The following is a 16,132-nucleotide window of genomic DNA, read 5'->3' as shown; positions in this document are numbered from 1 at the left end:
AAAAACGCTGATTGATCACAAAAAAGGCGCTATGCGCGCCCCCACCCAGCCACAATAATCAGCATGCCGCACAATGCCACCAGCGCGCCTGACCAGTCGTACAGGCTAAGTTTTACGCCGTCAACAATACGTAGCCAAAGCAACGCTGTCACCACGTAAACTCCACCATAGGCCGCGTACACACGCCCGCTTGCTGCCGGATGTAGCGTCAGTAACCAGACGAATAAGGCCAGTGACATCCCGGCGGGTATCAGCAGCCAGGCCGTAGCCCCTCGCTTAAGCCAGAGCCAAGGTAAAAAGCAGCCAATGATTTCGCATAACGCAGTGATGAAAAAAAGGAATGTGGTCTTAAGCATTGATGTTATTCAGTTACCTTCGGTTTAACCATGATACGACAGAATGTCGTTAGCGTATCCATCTCCGCTGAGTGGGTATGCCCGCAAGCCGGAATAGTGTAGAATTTAACCCTGTTTTATTGTTTTTCCCCTTTCCCATAAAAGGAATTCACCATGAATATTACACTGACCAAACGCCTGTGCCTGACGGCTATGCTGACGCTGGCTGCGGCTGTGTACACCTCTTCCGCATTTGCTGAAACCAGTAAACTGATCATTGAATCCGGGGACAGTGCGCAAAGTCGTCAACAGGCAGCAATGGAAAAGGAACAATGGAACGATACGCGTCAGTTACGCCAGAAGGTCAACAAGCGTGCAGAGAAAGAGTGGGACAAAACCGACGCAGCTTTCGATAGCCGTGATAAATGCGAACAGAGCGCTAATATTAATGCGTACTGGGAGCCCAACACCCTGCGCTGCCTCGACCGCCGCACTGGCCGCACCGTTGCCCCATAATGATTGCACTTTGAAAGATATTGAAAGGATACGATATGACTAGCGCCCTCAGTGTTAAGTTGCGCCCGCTGGAGCGTGAAGATTTACGATTTGTCCATCAGCTTGATAACAACGCCAGCGTAATGCGTTACTGGTTTGAAGAACCTTACGAAGCATTTGTTGAGCTGTCAGATCTGTATGACAAGCATATCCACGACCAAAGTGAACGTCGCTTTGTTGTGGAATGCGACGGTGAAAAAGCCGGACTGGTGGAGCTGGTTGAAATTAACCATGTGCACCGCCGGGCAGAATTCCAGATCATTATTTCGCCGGAGTATCAGGGCAAAGGCTTGGCTTCCCGGGCTGCTAAGCTGGCGATGGATTACGGCTTTACCGTACTTAACTTATATAAGCTGTATCTGATCGTTGATAAAGAGAACGAAAAAGCCATCCACATCTACCGTAAACTCGGCTTTATGGTCGAAGGCGAACTGATTCATGAATTCTTTATCAACGGTCAATACCGCAACACAATCCGCATGTGTATCTTCCAGCAGCAGTATCTGGTAGAACATAAAACGTCAGGTCCCAACCTGCTGCAACCTACCGCTCAATAAAGACTGACTAATAGTAATCGATGGTGTTTTCAATCGAGTAATGGTGTTCAACTGCCGGCTTCACGCTCTCGTCAACGATAACAAGCTGGCAGTTGACCGGATTAGCATAGTCATCATACTTGCACGTTTGTTTTACATTACCTAACGGATGGTTATTGAGCAGGCTTACCGCGGTGTAATCCAGCTTCTTCAACGGGTCAACCGACGGTTTGGCATCAACCTGCAAGGTATTGTCCTTATTGACGGTGGTTTTACCCAGCGGGTAGCCTTCCGCATCATAGCGATATTGCACCTTCATCTCTTTTCCCGTGGCGGAAACGACAAAACCGTTATCGTCGGTATCCCATACCACGCCCGCCGCAGGCAGTTCTGCTAACTGACATTTACCCTGTAAGCGGATCCGTTTTTCCAGCGTTTTGGCGTCCCGGTAATAGTTAGCATCCAGGACCAGCGCCATGCCGGTATTGCTTTCGATATCATGCAATTCAAGCGTATCGAAGCACCCTTCCTGTGAGAGCGTACCGACAACGCGCTTGGTGACTTCACCTTTGTCATTAAGCAGCGTCTGGCTGAAATCTTTTACTGGCCCGCGCAGCGGATCGAAATCAAATTCATTGGAAAAACTGGCCATTTCCGGCGTAAAGGAATCCAGGCCTTTGGCGTTATCACACCCGGCCAGCACGACGCACAGGAAACCTAATAAGATCTTTTTCTTCACATTTTTCACCGGGATAAGAAGATAATTCTCAATCATATTAGCAAATACAGTTATTTACACCAGAAATGCTAATCTTAGTCCAGGTCGATCATAAAGGAGCTGATGATGAAATACATAACAGGAATTGCCGCGCTCTTACTGGCCGTCGCGTCCCCGCAGGTTTTGGCGGCACCGGCGTCATGTGAACGTGTGAAAAGTGATATCGAACAGCGCATCATTAATAATGGCGTTGCTGAATCCAGCTTTACGCTGAACATTGTCCCCAACGATCAGGCCGATCAGCCTGATTCACTGGTCGTGGGACATTGTGCAAACGATACGCACAAAATTCTCTATACCCGAACCAACAGTGGCAACGCCCCTGCCAATAGCACCCCTGCCCAGGACGGGCACGTCGCCGAACCGCAATAAATCACGCCCTCCGTACGCGGAGGGTCACTCCAGTTTGATATGCATTAAGATGACATACCCATAAGTGGGTAAACTCAAACCATTATTAGCATGCTATTAATTTCGTTATAGAAATTAATATATAGCGATAACTATAATGGGGTGAGTAATGTCAAAAACTGAGCAATATGGAGGCATTAGCCGCAGGACGTTAGTGAAATCCTCGGCAATCGGTTCGCTGGCGCTTGCCGCGGGTGGGCTGTCGTTACCTTTCGGAATGCGCACTGCCGCCGCAGCGGTACAGCAGGCGATACAACCCGTTGAAGAAAAAGTGGTTTGGGGCGCTTGTTCCGTAAACTGCGGCAGCCGTTGTGCCCTGCAACTCCACGTTAAAGATAATGAAGTCGTTTGGGTGGAGTCCGATACGACCGGGGACGATATCTATGGTCAACACCAGGTTCGCGCCTGTTTGCGTGGGCGCTCAATCCGTCGACGGATCAATCATCCGGATCGCCTGAATTACCCCATGAAGCGCGTGGGCAAACGCGGTGAAGGTAAATTTGAGCGTATAACCTGGCAGGAAGCACTGGACACCATCAGTGCCAGTTTGAAAAATACCGTGCACAAATACGGTAACGAGGCCGTGTATATCAACTACACCTCTGGCATTGTAGGCGGTAACATTACTCGCTCCTCCCCTTATGCCTCGCTGGTCGCTCGCCTGATGAACTGCTATGGCGGATTCCTGAGTCATTACGGCACCTACAGTACCGCACAAATCGCGGCGGCAATGCCATATACCTATGGTTCAAACGAAGGCAACAGCACCTCCGATATCGAAAACACGAAGCTGGTGGTGATGTTCGGCAATAATCCCGCCGAAACGCGTATGAGCGGAGGTGGAATAACTTACTTCCTGGAACAGGCCAGGGAGCGCTCTAATGCCCGGATGATCGTCATCGACCCGCGTTATACCGATACCGCAGCGGGTCGTGAAGATGAATGGATCCCTATTCGTCCAGGCACCGATGCTGCATTAGTAGCCGGAATCGCCTGGGTCCTGATTCACGAAGATCTCGTTGACCAGACGTTTCTGGATACATACTGCATTGGTTACGACGAGAAAACCCTGCCCGCCGACGCACCCGCTAATGGGCACTACAAAGCCTATATTTTGGGCAACGGCGATGACGGTATCGCTAAAACTCCCCAGTGGGCCTCACATGTTACCGGGATTCCAGCCGAGCGCATTATCAAACTGGCTCGGGAAATCGGCAGTACCAAACCTGCATATATTTGTCAGGGCTGGGGTCCGCAACGCCAGGCTAACGGCGAGCTGACCTCACGCGCAATCGCGATGTTGCCGATCCTGACCGGCAACGTTGGCATCAACGGCGGCAATAGCGGTGCACGAGAATCAACCTACACCATCACGATTGAGCGTATGCCGCTGCCAGAAAATCCCATTAAGACCCAGATATCCTGCTTTAGCTGGACCGACGCAATCGTCCGGGGCCCGGAAATGACCGCTACCCGCGATGGCGTACGTGGGAAAGATAAGCTCGACGTGCCGATTAAATTTATCTGGAACTTCAAGGACTTGAAGCGGACCCTTAGTAGGCCTGAGGTCCTGCATTGAGTCAAGACCTTGTGTCATTCTTTGTGCCAGACTTGTGTCATTAGACGGGATGTCTAGACGGCTGGTCAGGACCCCCGGTGGCCTCGGTCTGGACTTGAGGCGGGACTATGGGGGGAAGTCTGCTGGCTTAATGTATTAGATGGTCATTCACATTTTTCTGTCAGAAACCATCGGTCCCACTGTGAGTCCAAACCTAAGGACCTAGAAGTCCACCCACAGCCTTAGACAGAGTGTCGAACACATCCACACCGAGTCGACCAGAGAGGACCATGTAGAGACCCACAGAGAGGAACACGAGTTTATAGACCAGAGTCAGGAGGGACTTCAGGTCTGCGGAAGTCATAGACATAAAGCCCCCTTATCTGTTATGTTATATCATTACATTAACAACAGGTCCAGACCATTGGTCCAGACCATAGTTAGTTAATCACAGTGATAACCCACCACCTGAAGTCCTGCTGATATTCAGTCCAGACTTACCTCTTACCCATTGGTCTTACGCTTCGGTCTTGGTGAACTTCAGGCGTTTGACTACAGGCAGGACGGCAGTAGCTGAGCCAGTGCCCATCTTGACGGTCGTAGCAGCTTCAGCGACAACGAACACTTTACCGAGGATTTCCAGAGAGTGAGACTGAGAGTCACCATCACGGGACAGGACCGCCGTAATGTTTTCGCCATCGTGGCGGAAGCAACCGAAGCTCAGAGCCGTAAAACGCTTAGCCATCATGAACACGCCACGGTCTTCACCGTTGTAATACGCAATATCAGTCCCCAGCATATCGACGATAGCGTCTTCACCACCGAAGCCCTGCTTAGCAGCCAGACGGGAGAGAGCCTTGAGGTGTGACTCATGGGCGATGATACCGTAATCAGTAACCTCAGAACCGAAAGAAGATTCGGTGTTGTCATACAGAGCGTCCATGATAGTGTCTGCCTTAGCGGTCAGGCTGCCAGTCAGGACCGGAAGCTCTACGGTCTTCAACAGTTTGGAGGACTCCAGAACGTCGACCATGCGAGCGTTGATGGTACGGACCACATTCTCACAGATGTTCATAGCGTCCTGCTGAAGTGTGCCCTGAGTGAATCCGGTGGATGACTTGGCGTCCCAGAGCTTGGTCTGCTCAGAGATGAGAATAGCCTGCTCGATTGGTTCGACCACGATTTCTTGTCCAGACGGAACGGTCACGACTTCAGGTCGCTTACCACCACGGACAGGAACGACCACAGAGCGGTCAGCCAGAGTGTGAGCAATGATTGGAGTAGGCAGGCTATTGCGGGTAGGCAGGACTTCTACAGGGAACGGGATGTTCTCCTGAGCGGATTTCAGCACACCATTCAGCATTGTCTTAACCAGTTTAGCCAGCTCAAAGGCGTAGACCTGAGGGTCTGCGTTAGTTGGCAAACCTTCGTTAATCTGAATGTTGTCGGTGTCGGTGATACGTACTGGCTCAATGCCGAACTGAAAAGCGTCTTTAATCGTCATAATAATCAATCTCCTGAATAAGTTTGGATACTGTGGGTCCCGACATCAGGTCAGGACCACTTGTGTGTCTGTGTCTTAGAGGCTGTCCATCCAGTTGTCCGTGGACTCAATGTCAGCGACCATAGAAGCACGGGAGCGCCCAGCGGAATGGGTAGCACTGCGGAGGTGCTCACCATAGGTCCGGCGTTCAGCTTTGACCTGTTCACGGCGCTGTAGCTCTTTCTGCCACTCTGCATCAGTCATGTTCTCTTCACGCATACGCTCAGCCTGAATGCGCTGCTCTTTAGCAATACGCTCAGCTTCGGCTCGCTTGTTCTGCTGGCGGCGACCATAGGCGGTCATCAGGTCATTACTGAAGAAGTTGCCAATGGTCACGCCAGCTTCAGCCAGAGCTTCCAGTAACTCCATCGCCTCGCGGCTGGTGGACGGTAAGCCTGACAGGTAGCCCGGAATCAGGGTCTTAATCGCCAGAGACAGCGGATAGGACTGACCGTCCAGACTCACAGTATTTTCATAGGGATTGATGTCGGTGACTGATAGTGTCCAGTCGTTGTTGTTGAATAACATAAGGTAGTACTCCTATTGAGAAGGTGAGAACTATCGGTATCGCAGACACAGTTATGCCTACGGGTCTCCCCGCATCGGTCATTCTCAAAAGGTGTTTAAATTAAGGTGGTTTACCAGCAGGAAAACTTTTCCGTCTGGCTCAATGCGTCGAAACTTCGGTCAGCAGACGATAGGTTTATGCGGCGGTTTTTCTGCCCCATAAGGTTCAAGACTCCAGTTCACTAGCTGCGCTAGACTTCGCAAAGGCTCGGCGTAACTGATTGTCTAAATCACGGTCCACCAACATAGCTATCAGCTCGTCTCGACTGTAGTACGGGCGTTCGGGGTCTTCGACTCCAAGTCTCAGCAGGGACAGCAGATGACGTGTAGGCAGACCACGGTAACGAAGGGTCGCTTTGCCGATAGGTGTACGAGGGTCAATCATCTTAGAGTCCCTCCACTCGGGACGCCCAGACGCTCCCTGTAGGGATGAGACTCAGCGCCATACCTTTGGTCATGTGACCAGCTTTAACAGCCTTATACAGTCGCTCAGGCTTGCGTCCGTCCGCTTTGCTAAACAGGGTAGACATCTGGTGATGGGCGTAGTCTCGGTCAGCGTTAGAGTGTCGCTCCAGTAGCTCAACTTCGGCGTGATAGCCCAGCTCAACCATCTTGTTAACGACAACGGTCTGGACTTCAGGCATTGCCAGAACAGCTTCAAAGGCAGCGTAGACCATGTCCTCGAAATCATGAGAGACCCATCCGGCATACTTCATGGTCACTTGCTTGTCAGCCAGAATATAATCATGACCCAGCTCATTACGAGCGGACCGCATTTTTTGCGGGACGGTAGAGAAACGCTTAGCGTCTTTGGTCCTCCACTCGGAGGGAGACTTCCCGCGATGCAGCTCCAGGGTCTTCCAGATTTCGGTCAGGTTCCACATCCCGTCCTCATTCGCTTTGAATGGTTGACCATCGATGTAGATGATGTGGTTAGCGTTAAGCTTTGACATATCGTTGTACTCCTTTTGTTATGTCTCCTGAAGTCACACCCTGAAAGCCTACTCAAGCCCCCAACGATAGGGAGACTCACAGGCAACAGGAGACATACAGAAAGACTTGAGGATTGATGAGGTCGTGTGAAAACCAGAGATGACCATAGCGGCTAATAAAAGGAAATTTTCCTCTTTTGAGGACTGCTCAGTTTTGAGCGCGTTAAGTTCTTCGACCATAGAGACGAAGGTTGCAGGCCGCATGTCAGGACGAGCTGTAAGGACTCCAGATGGTGAGCAGTGATAGACTTAAGCCAATGAGACGACTAAAGAACGCTAACGAGCTGGAGGTCGATACAGGAGGTCTGACAGAGGCGGACTGCTGGCCTTGCTTACTTAGGAGAAAGACTTAATGTCGGGAGAGCTTCCGCATAACTTGACGCATCAAGACCAGAGGCGGAATGTATGGTCTCCCGATAGTGAGGGTGTAATCTTTCTAACAGTGATAGTTAAGCCCTACCACTGGTCATACATACATACCCAACCGCAAGCAACGACCCAATGTATACAGGGTCCCGATGCTTGAAGTCTGGACTGTAGGTAGTAATAGGAATTGTGTTACCACAATCATAATAATGACTTTGGATGAGCCTAAGGTACTAACTTCAGTCTGCCTCCTTAGGTCTTAACTTAAGTCTAACCTTAAGTCGGCATCTATTGGTCTGCCCCCCTACCCCCCATCGCTGGTTGGTCTGGTCTCAGTGTCTGCCCGTTCTTCCTACTAGTGAGAGTTTATTACAGGCCAGAGCAGGCGCCGCTCTCAGCCTAATGACTCACAGTTGAATAAGGTCAGACTCAGCTACCGAATGTCGCTTACCATCGGCTGTTTGCCTGTACATTTGACCAGTAGCGCGGTTTAGTCGGACGTGAGCTGGCTTACCGCCAGTCAATACCTTACCGAGGACAGGTCCAGTCTGGTACTTGATGTCCGCAGCCTTCTGGTCCTTCTCCGTCCACTCGGTCCAACCATCAAAAGCAAACTCCTTGTGATGTTCTTGACGCAGCTCCTGAAGGAAGAGAATCAGGTCGGAGACTGAAGGCGACAACCGCGTGTAGTGTCGACCGCTAAGACGAAGCATAGCCCGATATTGGTCAGCTTTGGCGTAGTAGCTAATGCCCTTAGGCAAATAGTTCTGACGCTTACCGCCGTGACTATCTGCGTTCCATCGGTTCTCCTGATACGTGCAGACCCGTAGGTTGTCAGGATGGTCATTGAGACGATTACCGTCGATGTGGTCTACCACGTACCCGTCAGGGATGCGGCCTTTACACAGGCTGTAGATGACTCTGGAGCGACGATAGGTCTTACCCAGTACATTCACATTGGCGTAGCCTTGCTCACTTACAGCGAAACTCACAGGCTCTCCGGTTGCACGCCTGGATTTGCCGTAAGGTTTCTTAACTCGGAGTAGCTCCGGTATGGTTGAGTCGAAAGTTAGATAGTCGTACAGGCGAGTGCGGAAAGTGTCGGACTCGTAGCGTTTAGACATGTGATGTCCCTCCGTGGAAAGGTTAACGATGTGATTAGATTAAGTGTGGAAGACTTCCCGCATGGACGCTCCGCAAAGGACCAGAGGCGAGGCTGTGAGGTGGCGAGCAGCTAACGTTAATCTCCTGATAGTGAGGATGTAATCCATCCTACTGTGATAGTTAAGCCCCTCCTTATAGATTCCCTTGACAAAAGCATATAAATCATGTAGAGAGACCTAAGATGACTTTTATTTCAAACACTAAGCGAGTTCAACATGGCGACAATAATTGGGCTGGGTGTCATCCTGCTAGCGTTACTTGGGCATATATGGTCCCAGACAAAAAGAATAGAAAAGCTGGAATGGAACAACTGGCGGTTATCAGCAGAAAATGAAAAGCTGAAAAGTGAGCTTACCGCTAGGGACTAAGGGTCGCCCACCTTAACGACCCATCGCTTACCGCCCACTCAAGGACTACGGGGTCGACAACGCTACAGCCAGCGCATCAGCCAGACGTCCTACCGCGTGTCCCTTCCCGTACAGGTCGTAAGTGATTGACTGCGAGCTATGACCTAAGATGCCTTGAGCGTCCACCAGATTGACTCCACGCTCTTTCATACGGGTCGCCAGCCAATGCCTCAGACTATGAAGCGAGACGTTATCAGCGTCTGGCAGGGCCTCAGTCAGGACCCTTGAGTTAAACCAGTTAGAGTAGGCGCTCGGTGTCATCCCGAAGAGAGGACCATCATCAGGCTGAGCGTCTACCCACGACAGGAAGGACGTCAGGTCAAACCCATAAGCGCCATCGGTCAGCGGTACAAGTCGGACTGAATGCTTGTTCTTTACGGACTTCCCGTCCCCATCTTCATTAATGTCGATACAGACCAGTCCATTGTCCAAGGTTACAATGTCACGTTTAGTCAGGTGGCAGACCTCAGCAGACCGAGCACCAGTGACCACAGAGACCAGAGTCGCCCACCTGCGAGCCTCAGAGGTCGTGTGAGCGGTATGTCGTGTGAACTGATACTCAGCCTCTACCCGGACAAGAAGTCTCTCCAGCTCCTCGTCAGTGAATGCTCTACGCTTGGAGTCGATATCCTTGGTCAGCTTCATCCGTTCAATAGGGTTGCGGCCCTCAAGTTGCCCATTCATCAGGCCATAATCGAGACACATCTTCGCTTTGGTCAGCAGCTTGTTGATTGTCGATGGTCTCACCTCAGAAGCCAGCATAGCGTCCCTGACAGCCAGCCACTCAGAGCGAGACATCAGGTCCATGTCTTCAGGCAGGAACCGGGAGACAGTATTTAGTGAGGACGAGAGGTCCTTGTAGCTGGAGGACTTCAGGGTCTGGACCTTCTCAGCCAGCAGTGAGGACACAAGCTCAGAAAAACTACAGATAGCGACCTCAGGTTGGCGCTCCTGCGTGAATACTTCTGGGCTGACTCCCTGCTCGTTACTCAGAATTGCCATAGAGTCGCATATAGTTGAGTAATCCGTAGGGTTATTCATCACAATATCAATCAGGCCAGAGGTATCACCAGTGTCTACCCTCTGCTGTGCTGCGGTCAGGACTTCAAGCGCTAACCTTATGCCCTTCTGCTGGTCCAGACTCAGAGCCTGCGTAGCTGCTAGCTCCTTCAGGTTCGACTTCTCGTCCACCAGAGTAGCGACCTCAAGTCCATTCCAGTAGTCATCACTAGCGTCTGTCAGGAACTGCTCAGCCATAGACCGGAGGTGGTCCGTAAGCTCCTGTAGCGAGACTTCAGGTCTATCCAACATGAAGGCCTTAGCTGTGGCTGCAAGCTCTCTCTGACGCATTTTGGCTACTCTCCTGTCTGTGCTGCGGGTCGATACTGAAAGAAACGGTGTGGTCTGTCCCTTGAGTCTGAAGCGGATAGTATATCGACCATTGGCTCTACGGACTAACTGAGGCTTAGCTACGCCGAGTAGATTGATTTGTGTCAGCCTTGTGTCAGGACTTGAGGTGTAGACTTGCTGATACAGATAGGGAGACCCAGAGAAAGAACTGGATGGAAATACAGTATTATCATGATTAATGTCAGTCATATCAGGACCTTAAGTAGCATTGAGTCAACTACTTCAAGTCCATCCATCCGTCTGACAATGGAGTCTATCTGGAACTACGCGGGCAACACCATCACCAATCAGCACTCAGATATCAATAAAACGCATGAGATCCTTCAGGACGACACGAAATGCGAAATGATTGTGGTCATCGAAAACTTCATGACCTCTTCGGCCAAATATGCCGATATTCTGCTGCCTGATTTAATGACCGTCGAACAGGAAGACATCATTCCTAACGATTATGCAGGCAACATGGGTTACCTCATTTTTATTCAACCCGCGACGTCGCCTAAGTTCGAGCGCAAACCGATCTACTGGATAATGAGTGAAGTCGCAAAACGTCTTGGCGATGATGTCTATCAACGGTTTACTGAAGGCCGAACACAGGAGCAGTGGCTTCAGTATCTGTATGCAAAAATGCTGGCTAAAGACCCCGCGCTCCCGACTTATGACGAGCTGAAAAAAATGGGGATCTATAAACGCAAAGATCCTAATGGGCACTTTGTCGCCTATAGAAAATTCCGCGAGGATCCACAGGCCAACCCGCTCAAAACGCCGTCTGGCAAGATTGAAATATACTCCAGCCGACTGGCGAAAATTGCCAGTACATGGGAACTGCAAAAGGACGAGGTAATCAGTCCGCTTCCCGTTTATGCATCCACGTTTGAAGGGTGGGATGACCCGAAACGCAGTTCATTCCCGCTGCAGATGTTTGGTTTCCACTACAAATCCCGCACCCACTCCAGCTACGGCAATATCGATGTTCTCCAGGCATCCTGTCGTCAGGAAGTATGGATCAATCCCGTCGATGCCCAAAAACGGGGGATTGCAAATGGCGATATGGTGCGAGTCTTTAACGATCGCGGTGAACTGCGTATCCCGGCAAAAGTAACGCCACGAATTTTGCCCGGAGTAAGCGCAATGGGCCAGGGGGCATGGCATGATGCCGATATGGCTGGCGATAAGATTGACCATGGCGCCTGCGTCAATACGCTGACAACTCAGCGCCCGTCGCCGCTGGCAAAAGGCAACCCACAGCATACTAACCTGGTCGAGATCGAGAAGGCATAAGGACTAACCCATGACAACTCAGTATGGATTTTTTATTGATTCCAGCCGTTGCACGGGGTGTAAAACCTGCGAGCTGGCCTGCAAAGATTACAAGGATCTCAATCCCGACGTCAGTTTCCGGCGTATTTACGAATACGCTGGAGGCGACTGGCTGGAAGATAACGGCGTCTGGCAACAGAATGTCTTCGCCTACTACCTCTCCATTGCCTGTAATCACTGCGAAGATCCGGCCTGCACCAAGGTTTGCCCCAGCGGCGCTATGCATAAGCGTGAAGATGGTTTTGTGGTGGTGGATGAAGACATATGCATAGGCTGTCGCTACTGCCACATGGCCTGCCCGTACGGCGCACCGCAGTACAATGCCGCCAAAGGTCATATGACCAAGTGCGATGGCTGTCATGACCGCGTGGCCGACGGCAAAAAGCCCATCTGCGTCGAGTCCTGTCCGCTGCGCGCGCTGGACTTTGGTCCAATTGATGAGCTGCGCAAAAAGCACGGTGAGCTGGCGGCGGTCGCTCCGCTGCCAGGTGCGCACTTCACCAAACCGAGTATTGTGATCAAACCCAACGCCAATAGCCGCCCGACCGGGGATACCACGGGTTATCTGGCGAATCCGCAGGAGGTGTAACATGGGCAATGGATGGCATGAATGGCCGTTGGTCCTGTTTACGGTGCTGGGCCAGTGCGTGGCCGGGGCGCTGATAGTGAGTGGCTATGGCTGGCTGACCGCTAAAGACGAGGTGGCAAAACAACGTATCGTGCGCAGCATGTTTTTTCTGTGGCTGGTGATGGGCATCGCCTTTCTCGCCTCGGTAATGCACCTGGGTTCGCCACTGCGCGCCTTTAACTCGCTGAACAGAGTTGGCGCATCTGCGCTGAGTAACGAAATCGCCAGTGGTTCACTGTTTTTCGCCGTCGGTGGCCTGTGGTGGCTGGTGGCGTTTCTCGGTAAAATGCCCGCAGCGTTAGGTAAAATCTGGCTGCTGGTGGGCATGCTGCTGGGTCTGGTATTTGTGCTGGCGATGACCAGCGTCTACCAGATAGACACTGTCCCGACCTGGTATAACGGCTACACTACGGTGGCATTTTTTATGACGATGTTGCTAAGCGGACCGCTGTTTGCCGCCCTGCTGCTGCGTGCTGCGGGTGTTTCCTTTGGCACCGCCAGATTCGCCTACGTAAGCGTTTTGGCCCTACTGGTGATCGTGGTGGTTATTGTTCTGCAGGGGCTATCTCTCGGCGGGATCCACAGTTCGGTGCAATCCGCCAGCGCGCTGGTTCCCGACTACGGAAGCTTGCAGGTCTGGCGCATCATTCTGCTGGCCGCCGGTCTGGGCTGCTGGATATGCCCGCTTATTCGTCGTAAAGCACCGTCCGTCGGCGGCCTGGCGCTGGGCTTAGTGTTAGTCCTCGCCGGTGAAATCATTGGCCGCGGATTGTTTTACGGTTTACATATGACAGTCGGAATGGCTGTTGCAGGTTAACTTTCGGGTGCGGGGCAACCCGCACTGTTCAGGATTGTTTGCATGACCCATTTTTCGCAAGGTGACAACTTTTCTACCGCGGCGCGTGTACTCGGCGCACTGTTTTACTATGCGCCAGATAGCGCGGAAGCCTCTGCATTAGTCAGCGCGTTAAGAGCCGATGGCTGGCAGGCGCAGTGGCCGCTCGATCAGGCAATGCTTTTCCCGCTGGCTGCACGGCTACAAGCCGAGGTCGATGAGCCTCTCCCGCAGGCCTGGCAACGCCTGTTTGTCGGTCCATATGCGCTACCCTCTCCGCCCTGGGGATCCGTCTGGCTGGATCGTGAAAACGTGTTGTTTGGCGACTCTACGCTGGCACTCCGTCAGTGGATGCGGAACAACGGCATCCAGTTTGCCATGCAGCAAAATGAGCCAGAAGATCACTTTGGTGCACTGCTGTTGCTGACGGCCTGGCTTGCTGAAAATGAACGCCACACCGAGTGCGAACAGCTGCTGGCCTGGCATCTGTTCCCGTGGTCATCCCGCTTCCTTGATGTGTTTATCGAAAAAGCTGATCACCCGTTTTACCAGGCGCTGGGGGAGCTGGCCCGTCTGACGCTGGCGCAATGGCAGTCGCAGTTACTGATCCCGATAGCCGATAAGCCACTTTTTCGTTAGTTTCACCACAGGCAGGATTTGTCCTGCCTGTGTAGCATCCTGTTGCGCACGCTGAGCTTTTGCTTCTGTTGCCAAATAGCCGCAAAATAAAGCGTCTGAAATTTCCTGTCTGGCCACTCATGCATCATTTACATGCTTATCCTGACCTGCGCGCCATGTTCCGCCGCCTGCTGATTGCTGCGCTGATTGGTATCCTTGCTGCGTTGGCCGTCGCAGGATTTCGCCACGCCATGCTCCTTCTTGAATGGTTGTTCCTGAGCAATGACACAGGGAGTCTGGTCAACGCGGCAACAAACCTTTCCCCTGTAAGACGCATGCTGACACCTGCGTTAGGAGGGCTGGCGGCGGGTTTGCTGCTTTGGGGATGGCAAACGTTCAACCGGTTACGCCCGCAGGCTCCCACTGATTACATGGAAGCCTTGCAAACTAACGGACAATTTGACGTCAGTGCAAGCCTGGTGAAATCGCTGGCCTCGTTACTGGTCGTCGCCAGCGGGAGCGCCATCGGGCGCGAAGGTGCCATGATTTTACTGGCAGCGCTGGCAGCCTCCAGCTTTGCTCAACGCTTCACCCCGCGCACGGAATGGAAGTTATGGATTGCCTGCGGAGCCGCTGCGGGTATGGCCGGAGCGTATCATGCCCCACTGGCGGGCAGTCTATTTATTGCTGAAGTGTTGTTTGGCACGCTGATCCTCGCTTCACTGGGACCGGTGGTGGTATCCGCCGTCGTCGCCTTGCTCACCACCAATATGTTGAGCGCCAGCAATGCGCTGCTGTATGCCGTGCACTTCACACGGGAACTGCATGCGCTGGAATACGTCATGATCATCAGCACCGGTCTGGCTGCCGGCGTTTGCGGACCGCTATTCATGTGGTTGATGACCGCCAGCCATAATGGGTTTTTGCGCTTAAAACTCTCGCCCCCGTGGCAACTGGCGCTCGGCGGGCTGATCGTTGGCCTGCTGTCATTGCTCACGCCTGCGGTCTGGGGTAACGGCTACAGCGTGGTGCAGTCATATTTACTCTCCCCACCGCTGCTGGCCGTGGTGAGCGGGATCTTCATCTGCAAATTACTGGCGGTGCTTGCCAGCAGTGGTTCCGGTGCGCCTGGCGGTGTATTTACGCCAACGCTGTTTGTCGGTCTTTCGGTGGGTATGCTGCTGGGACGAGTGTGGGGATTATGGCTTCCGGGTCCGGATGAGATTGCCATTCTGCTGGGATTAACGGGGATGGCCACGCTGCTGGCAGCGACCACGCATGCGCCAATAATGTCGACACTGATGGTTTGTGAAATGACCGGGGAGTATCGTCTGCTCCCCGGATTGCTGATTGCCTGTGTGGTGGCGTCTGTGCTGTCGCGAACGTTACGCCAGGACTCTATCTACCGACAACACGCTGCCGAGCATTGACAGACGGATGTACTGAGACAGCTCGCGCTGCTCTGCGCGAGGCAGATAAGGCAGTTCACCGATCAGCGGTGCGGGTAATTTTTTGCCCAGCACATCAATGATTTCCGCATAATGCGCTAGCCCTGGGTTGATTCGGTTCGCGACCCAGCCAATCAAAGGCAGTCCGTCGCTGGCAATCGCCTGTGCGGTGAGGATGGCATGATTAATACAGCCTTCCTGGATACCCACCACCATCAGCACCGGCAGTTGTTCCTGCACCACCCATTCAGATAACGGACGCAGATCGTTCATCAGGCTCCGCCAGCCTCCGGTGCCTTCCACGACAACGTGATCCACTTTTTCGCTGAGGCTTGCGAGGCCGTTGGATAACAGGGTGTAATTGACCGGACCACTATGCGCTACGCTGCTTTCATCCTCACTCAACGCAATCGGGTTGATCGCCTCGTAGGGCAGTTCGATAGTGGACACGCTTTGCAGCACCAGCGCATCTTTGTTGCGCAGACCTTCAGGTGTCTCTTTGCTTCCTTTAGCCACGGGTTTGTAGCCCGCAACGCTTTTACCCCCTGACGCTAACGCTTGTAGTAATGCGCGGGAAACCACGGTCTTCCCAACAGAAGTGTCTGTACCTGTAATAAAGAAACGCTTCAGCATCACTAACTCCACCGTTATGCTTTGAAAA

Annotated in this window: 15 protein-coding genes and 2 pseudogenes; 9 read left to right on the top strand and 8 right to left on the bottom strand. The window is 52.4% G+C overall.

Features of this window, described 5'->3' with window-relative positions; translation table 11 throughout:
* Positions 1-29 precede the first annotated feature (29 nt).
* Positions 30-356 carry a YnfA family protein gene (locus OGV75_RS16220; protein ID WP_016153055.1) on the bottom strand — a complete coding sequence of 109 codons (327 nt, stop codon included), beginning with the start codon at positions 354-356 and terminating at the stop codon, positions 30-32.
* 153 nt (positions 357-509) lie between these two features.
* On the opposite strand from OGV75_RS16220, the gene OGV75_RS16215 reads away from it, so the two are divergent.
* Together OGV75_RS16215 and speG are read left to right on the top strand one after the other, a co-directional pair.
* Positions 510-851: a DUF1283 family protein gene (locus OGV75_RS16215; RefSeq protein WP_016153054.1), complete on the top strand. Its 342-nt coding sequence runs from the start codon at positions 510-512 to the stop codon at positions 849-851.
* Positions 852-886: 35 nt separating this feature from the next.
* Positions 887-1,447 (top strand): spermidine N1-acetyltransferase, encoded by a 561-nt coding sequence (gene speG, locus OGV75_RS16210; protein ID WP_286480900.1) that lies wholly within the window; start codon positions 887-889, stop codon positions 1,445-1,447.
* A gap of 7 nt (positions 1,448-1,454) precedes the next feature.
* Here speG and OGV75_RS16205 read toward each other — a convergent pair whose 3' ends face one another.
* Positions 1,455-2,165, bottom strand: a complete 711-nt coding sequence (locus tag OGV75_RS16205; RefSeq protein WP_029139534.1) for a YnfC family lipoprotein — start codon at positions 2,163-2,165, stop codon at positions 1,455-1,457.
* Positions 2,166-2,267: 102 nt separating this feature from the next.
* Between OGV75_RS16205 and OGV75_RS16200 the strand changes: the two genes are divergently transcribed.
* Together OGV75_RS16200 and OGV75_RS16195 are read left to right on the top strand one after the other, a co-directional pair.
* Positions 2,268-2,576, top strand: a complete 309-nt coding sequence (locus tag OGV75_RS16200) for a DUF1161 domain-containing protein (protein ID WP_085951053.1) — start codon at positions 2,268-2,270, stop codon at positions 2,574-2,576.
* A gap of 148 nt (positions 2,577-2,724) precedes the next feature.
* Positions 2,725-4,149, top strand: a pseudogene (locus OGV75_RS16195) (molybdopterin-dependent oxidoreductase); the annotation flags it as partial.
* 541 nt (positions 4,150-4,690) lie between these two features.
* Here OGV75_RS16195 and OGV75_RS16190 read toward each other — a convergent pair.
* The 5 genes from OGV75_RS16190 to OGV75_RS16165 form a co-directional block, all read right to left on the bottom strand.
* Entirely contained in the window at positions 4,691-5,680 is a 990-nt protein-coding gene (locus OGV75_RS16190; RefSeq protein WP_024262807.1) for a hypothetical protein, read from the bottom strand.
* Positions 5,681-5,752: 72 nt separating this feature from the next.
* Positions 5,753-6,244: a hypothetical protein gene (locus OGV75_RS16185; RefSeq protein WP_259482658.1), complete on the bottom strand. Its 492-nt coding sequence runs from the start codon at positions 6,242-6,244 to the stop codon at positions 5,753-5,755.
* A gap of 425 nt (positions 6,245-6,669) precedes the next feature.
* Positions 6,670-7,236, bottom strand: a complete 567-nt coding sequence (locus tag OGV75_RS16175) for a hypothetical protein (protein ID WP_259482657.1) — start codon at positions 7,234-7,236, stop codon at positions 6,670-6,672.
* Between the two features lie 812 nt (positions 7,237-8,048).
* Positions 8,049-8,765 carry an HNH endonuclease gene (locus OGV75_RS16170; protein ID WP_052686864.1) on the bottom strand — a complete coding sequence of 239 codons (717 nt, stop codon included), beginning with the start codon at positions 8,763-8,765 and terminating at the stop codon, positions 8,049-8,051.
* 453 nt (positions 8,766-9,218) lie between these two features.
* On the bottom strand, positions 9,219-10,811 hold the full coding sequence (locus OGV75_RS16165; protein WP_310796030.1) for a site-specific integrase: 1,593 nt from the start codon (positions 10,809-10,811) through the stop codon (positions 9,219-9,221).
* Positions 10,812-10,877: 66 nt separating this feature from the next.
* Here OGV75_RS16165 and OGV75_RS16160 point away from each other — a divergent pair.
* From OGV75_RS16160 to clcB, 5 genes and pseudogenes are all read left to right on the top strand, one after another.
* Positions 10,878-11,903: pseudogene (locus OGV75_RS16160) on the top strand (molybdopterin dinucleotide binding domain-containing protein); the annotation flags it as partial.
* 10 nt (positions 11,904-11,913) lie between these two features.
* On the top strand, positions 11,914-12,531 hold the full coding sequence (locus tag OGV75_RS16155) for a DMSO/selenate family reductase complex B subunit (protein ID WP_286480898.1): 618 nt from the start codon (positions 11,914-11,916) through the stop codon (positions 12,529-12,531).
* A gap of 1 nt (position 12,532) precedes the next feature.
* Entirely contained in the window at positions 12,533-13,387 is an 855-nt protein-coding gene (locus OGV75_RS16150) for a DmsC/YnfH family molybdoenzyme membrane anchor subunit (RefSeq protein ID WP_155574210.1), read from the top strand.
* Positions 13,388-13,429: 42 nt separating this feature from the next.
* Positions 13,430-14,044, top strand: a complete 615-nt coding sequence (dmsD, locus tag OGV75_RS16145) for a Tat proofreading chaperone DmsD (RefSeq protein ID WP_286480897.1) — start codon at positions 13,430-13,432, stop codon at positions 14,042-14,044.
* A 119-nt stretch (positions 14,045-14,163) separates the two neighbouring features.
* Complete coding sequence (gene clcB / locus OGV75_RS16140) at positions 14,164-15,453, top strand: voltage-gated ClC-type chloride channel ClcB (RefSeq protein ID WP_279267683.1); 1,290 nt, start codon at positions 14,164-14,166, stop codon at positions 15,451-15,453.
* On the opposite strand, the gene bioD is transcribed toward clcB, so the two are convergent.
* On the bottom strand, positions 15,409-16,104 hold the full coding sequence (gene bioD / locus OGV75_RS16135) for a dethiobiotin synthase (RefSeq protein WP_065554461.1): 696 nt from the start codon (positions 16,102-16,104) through the stop codon (positions 15,409-15,411). The two genes, clcB and bioD, sit on opposite strands and share 45 nt — an antisense overlap.
* Positions 16,105-16,132 lie beyond the last annotated feature (28 nt).

This window comes from Citrobacter sp. Cb028 (genome assembly GCF_030336705.1).
Taxonomy (GTDB): Bacteria; Pseudomonadota; Gammaproteobacteria; order Enterobacterales; family Enterobacteriaceae; genus Citrobacter; species Citrobacter braakii.
Note: the sequence above shows the minus strand (reverse complement) of the source record. Positions and strands in the feature narration are given on the sequence as shown.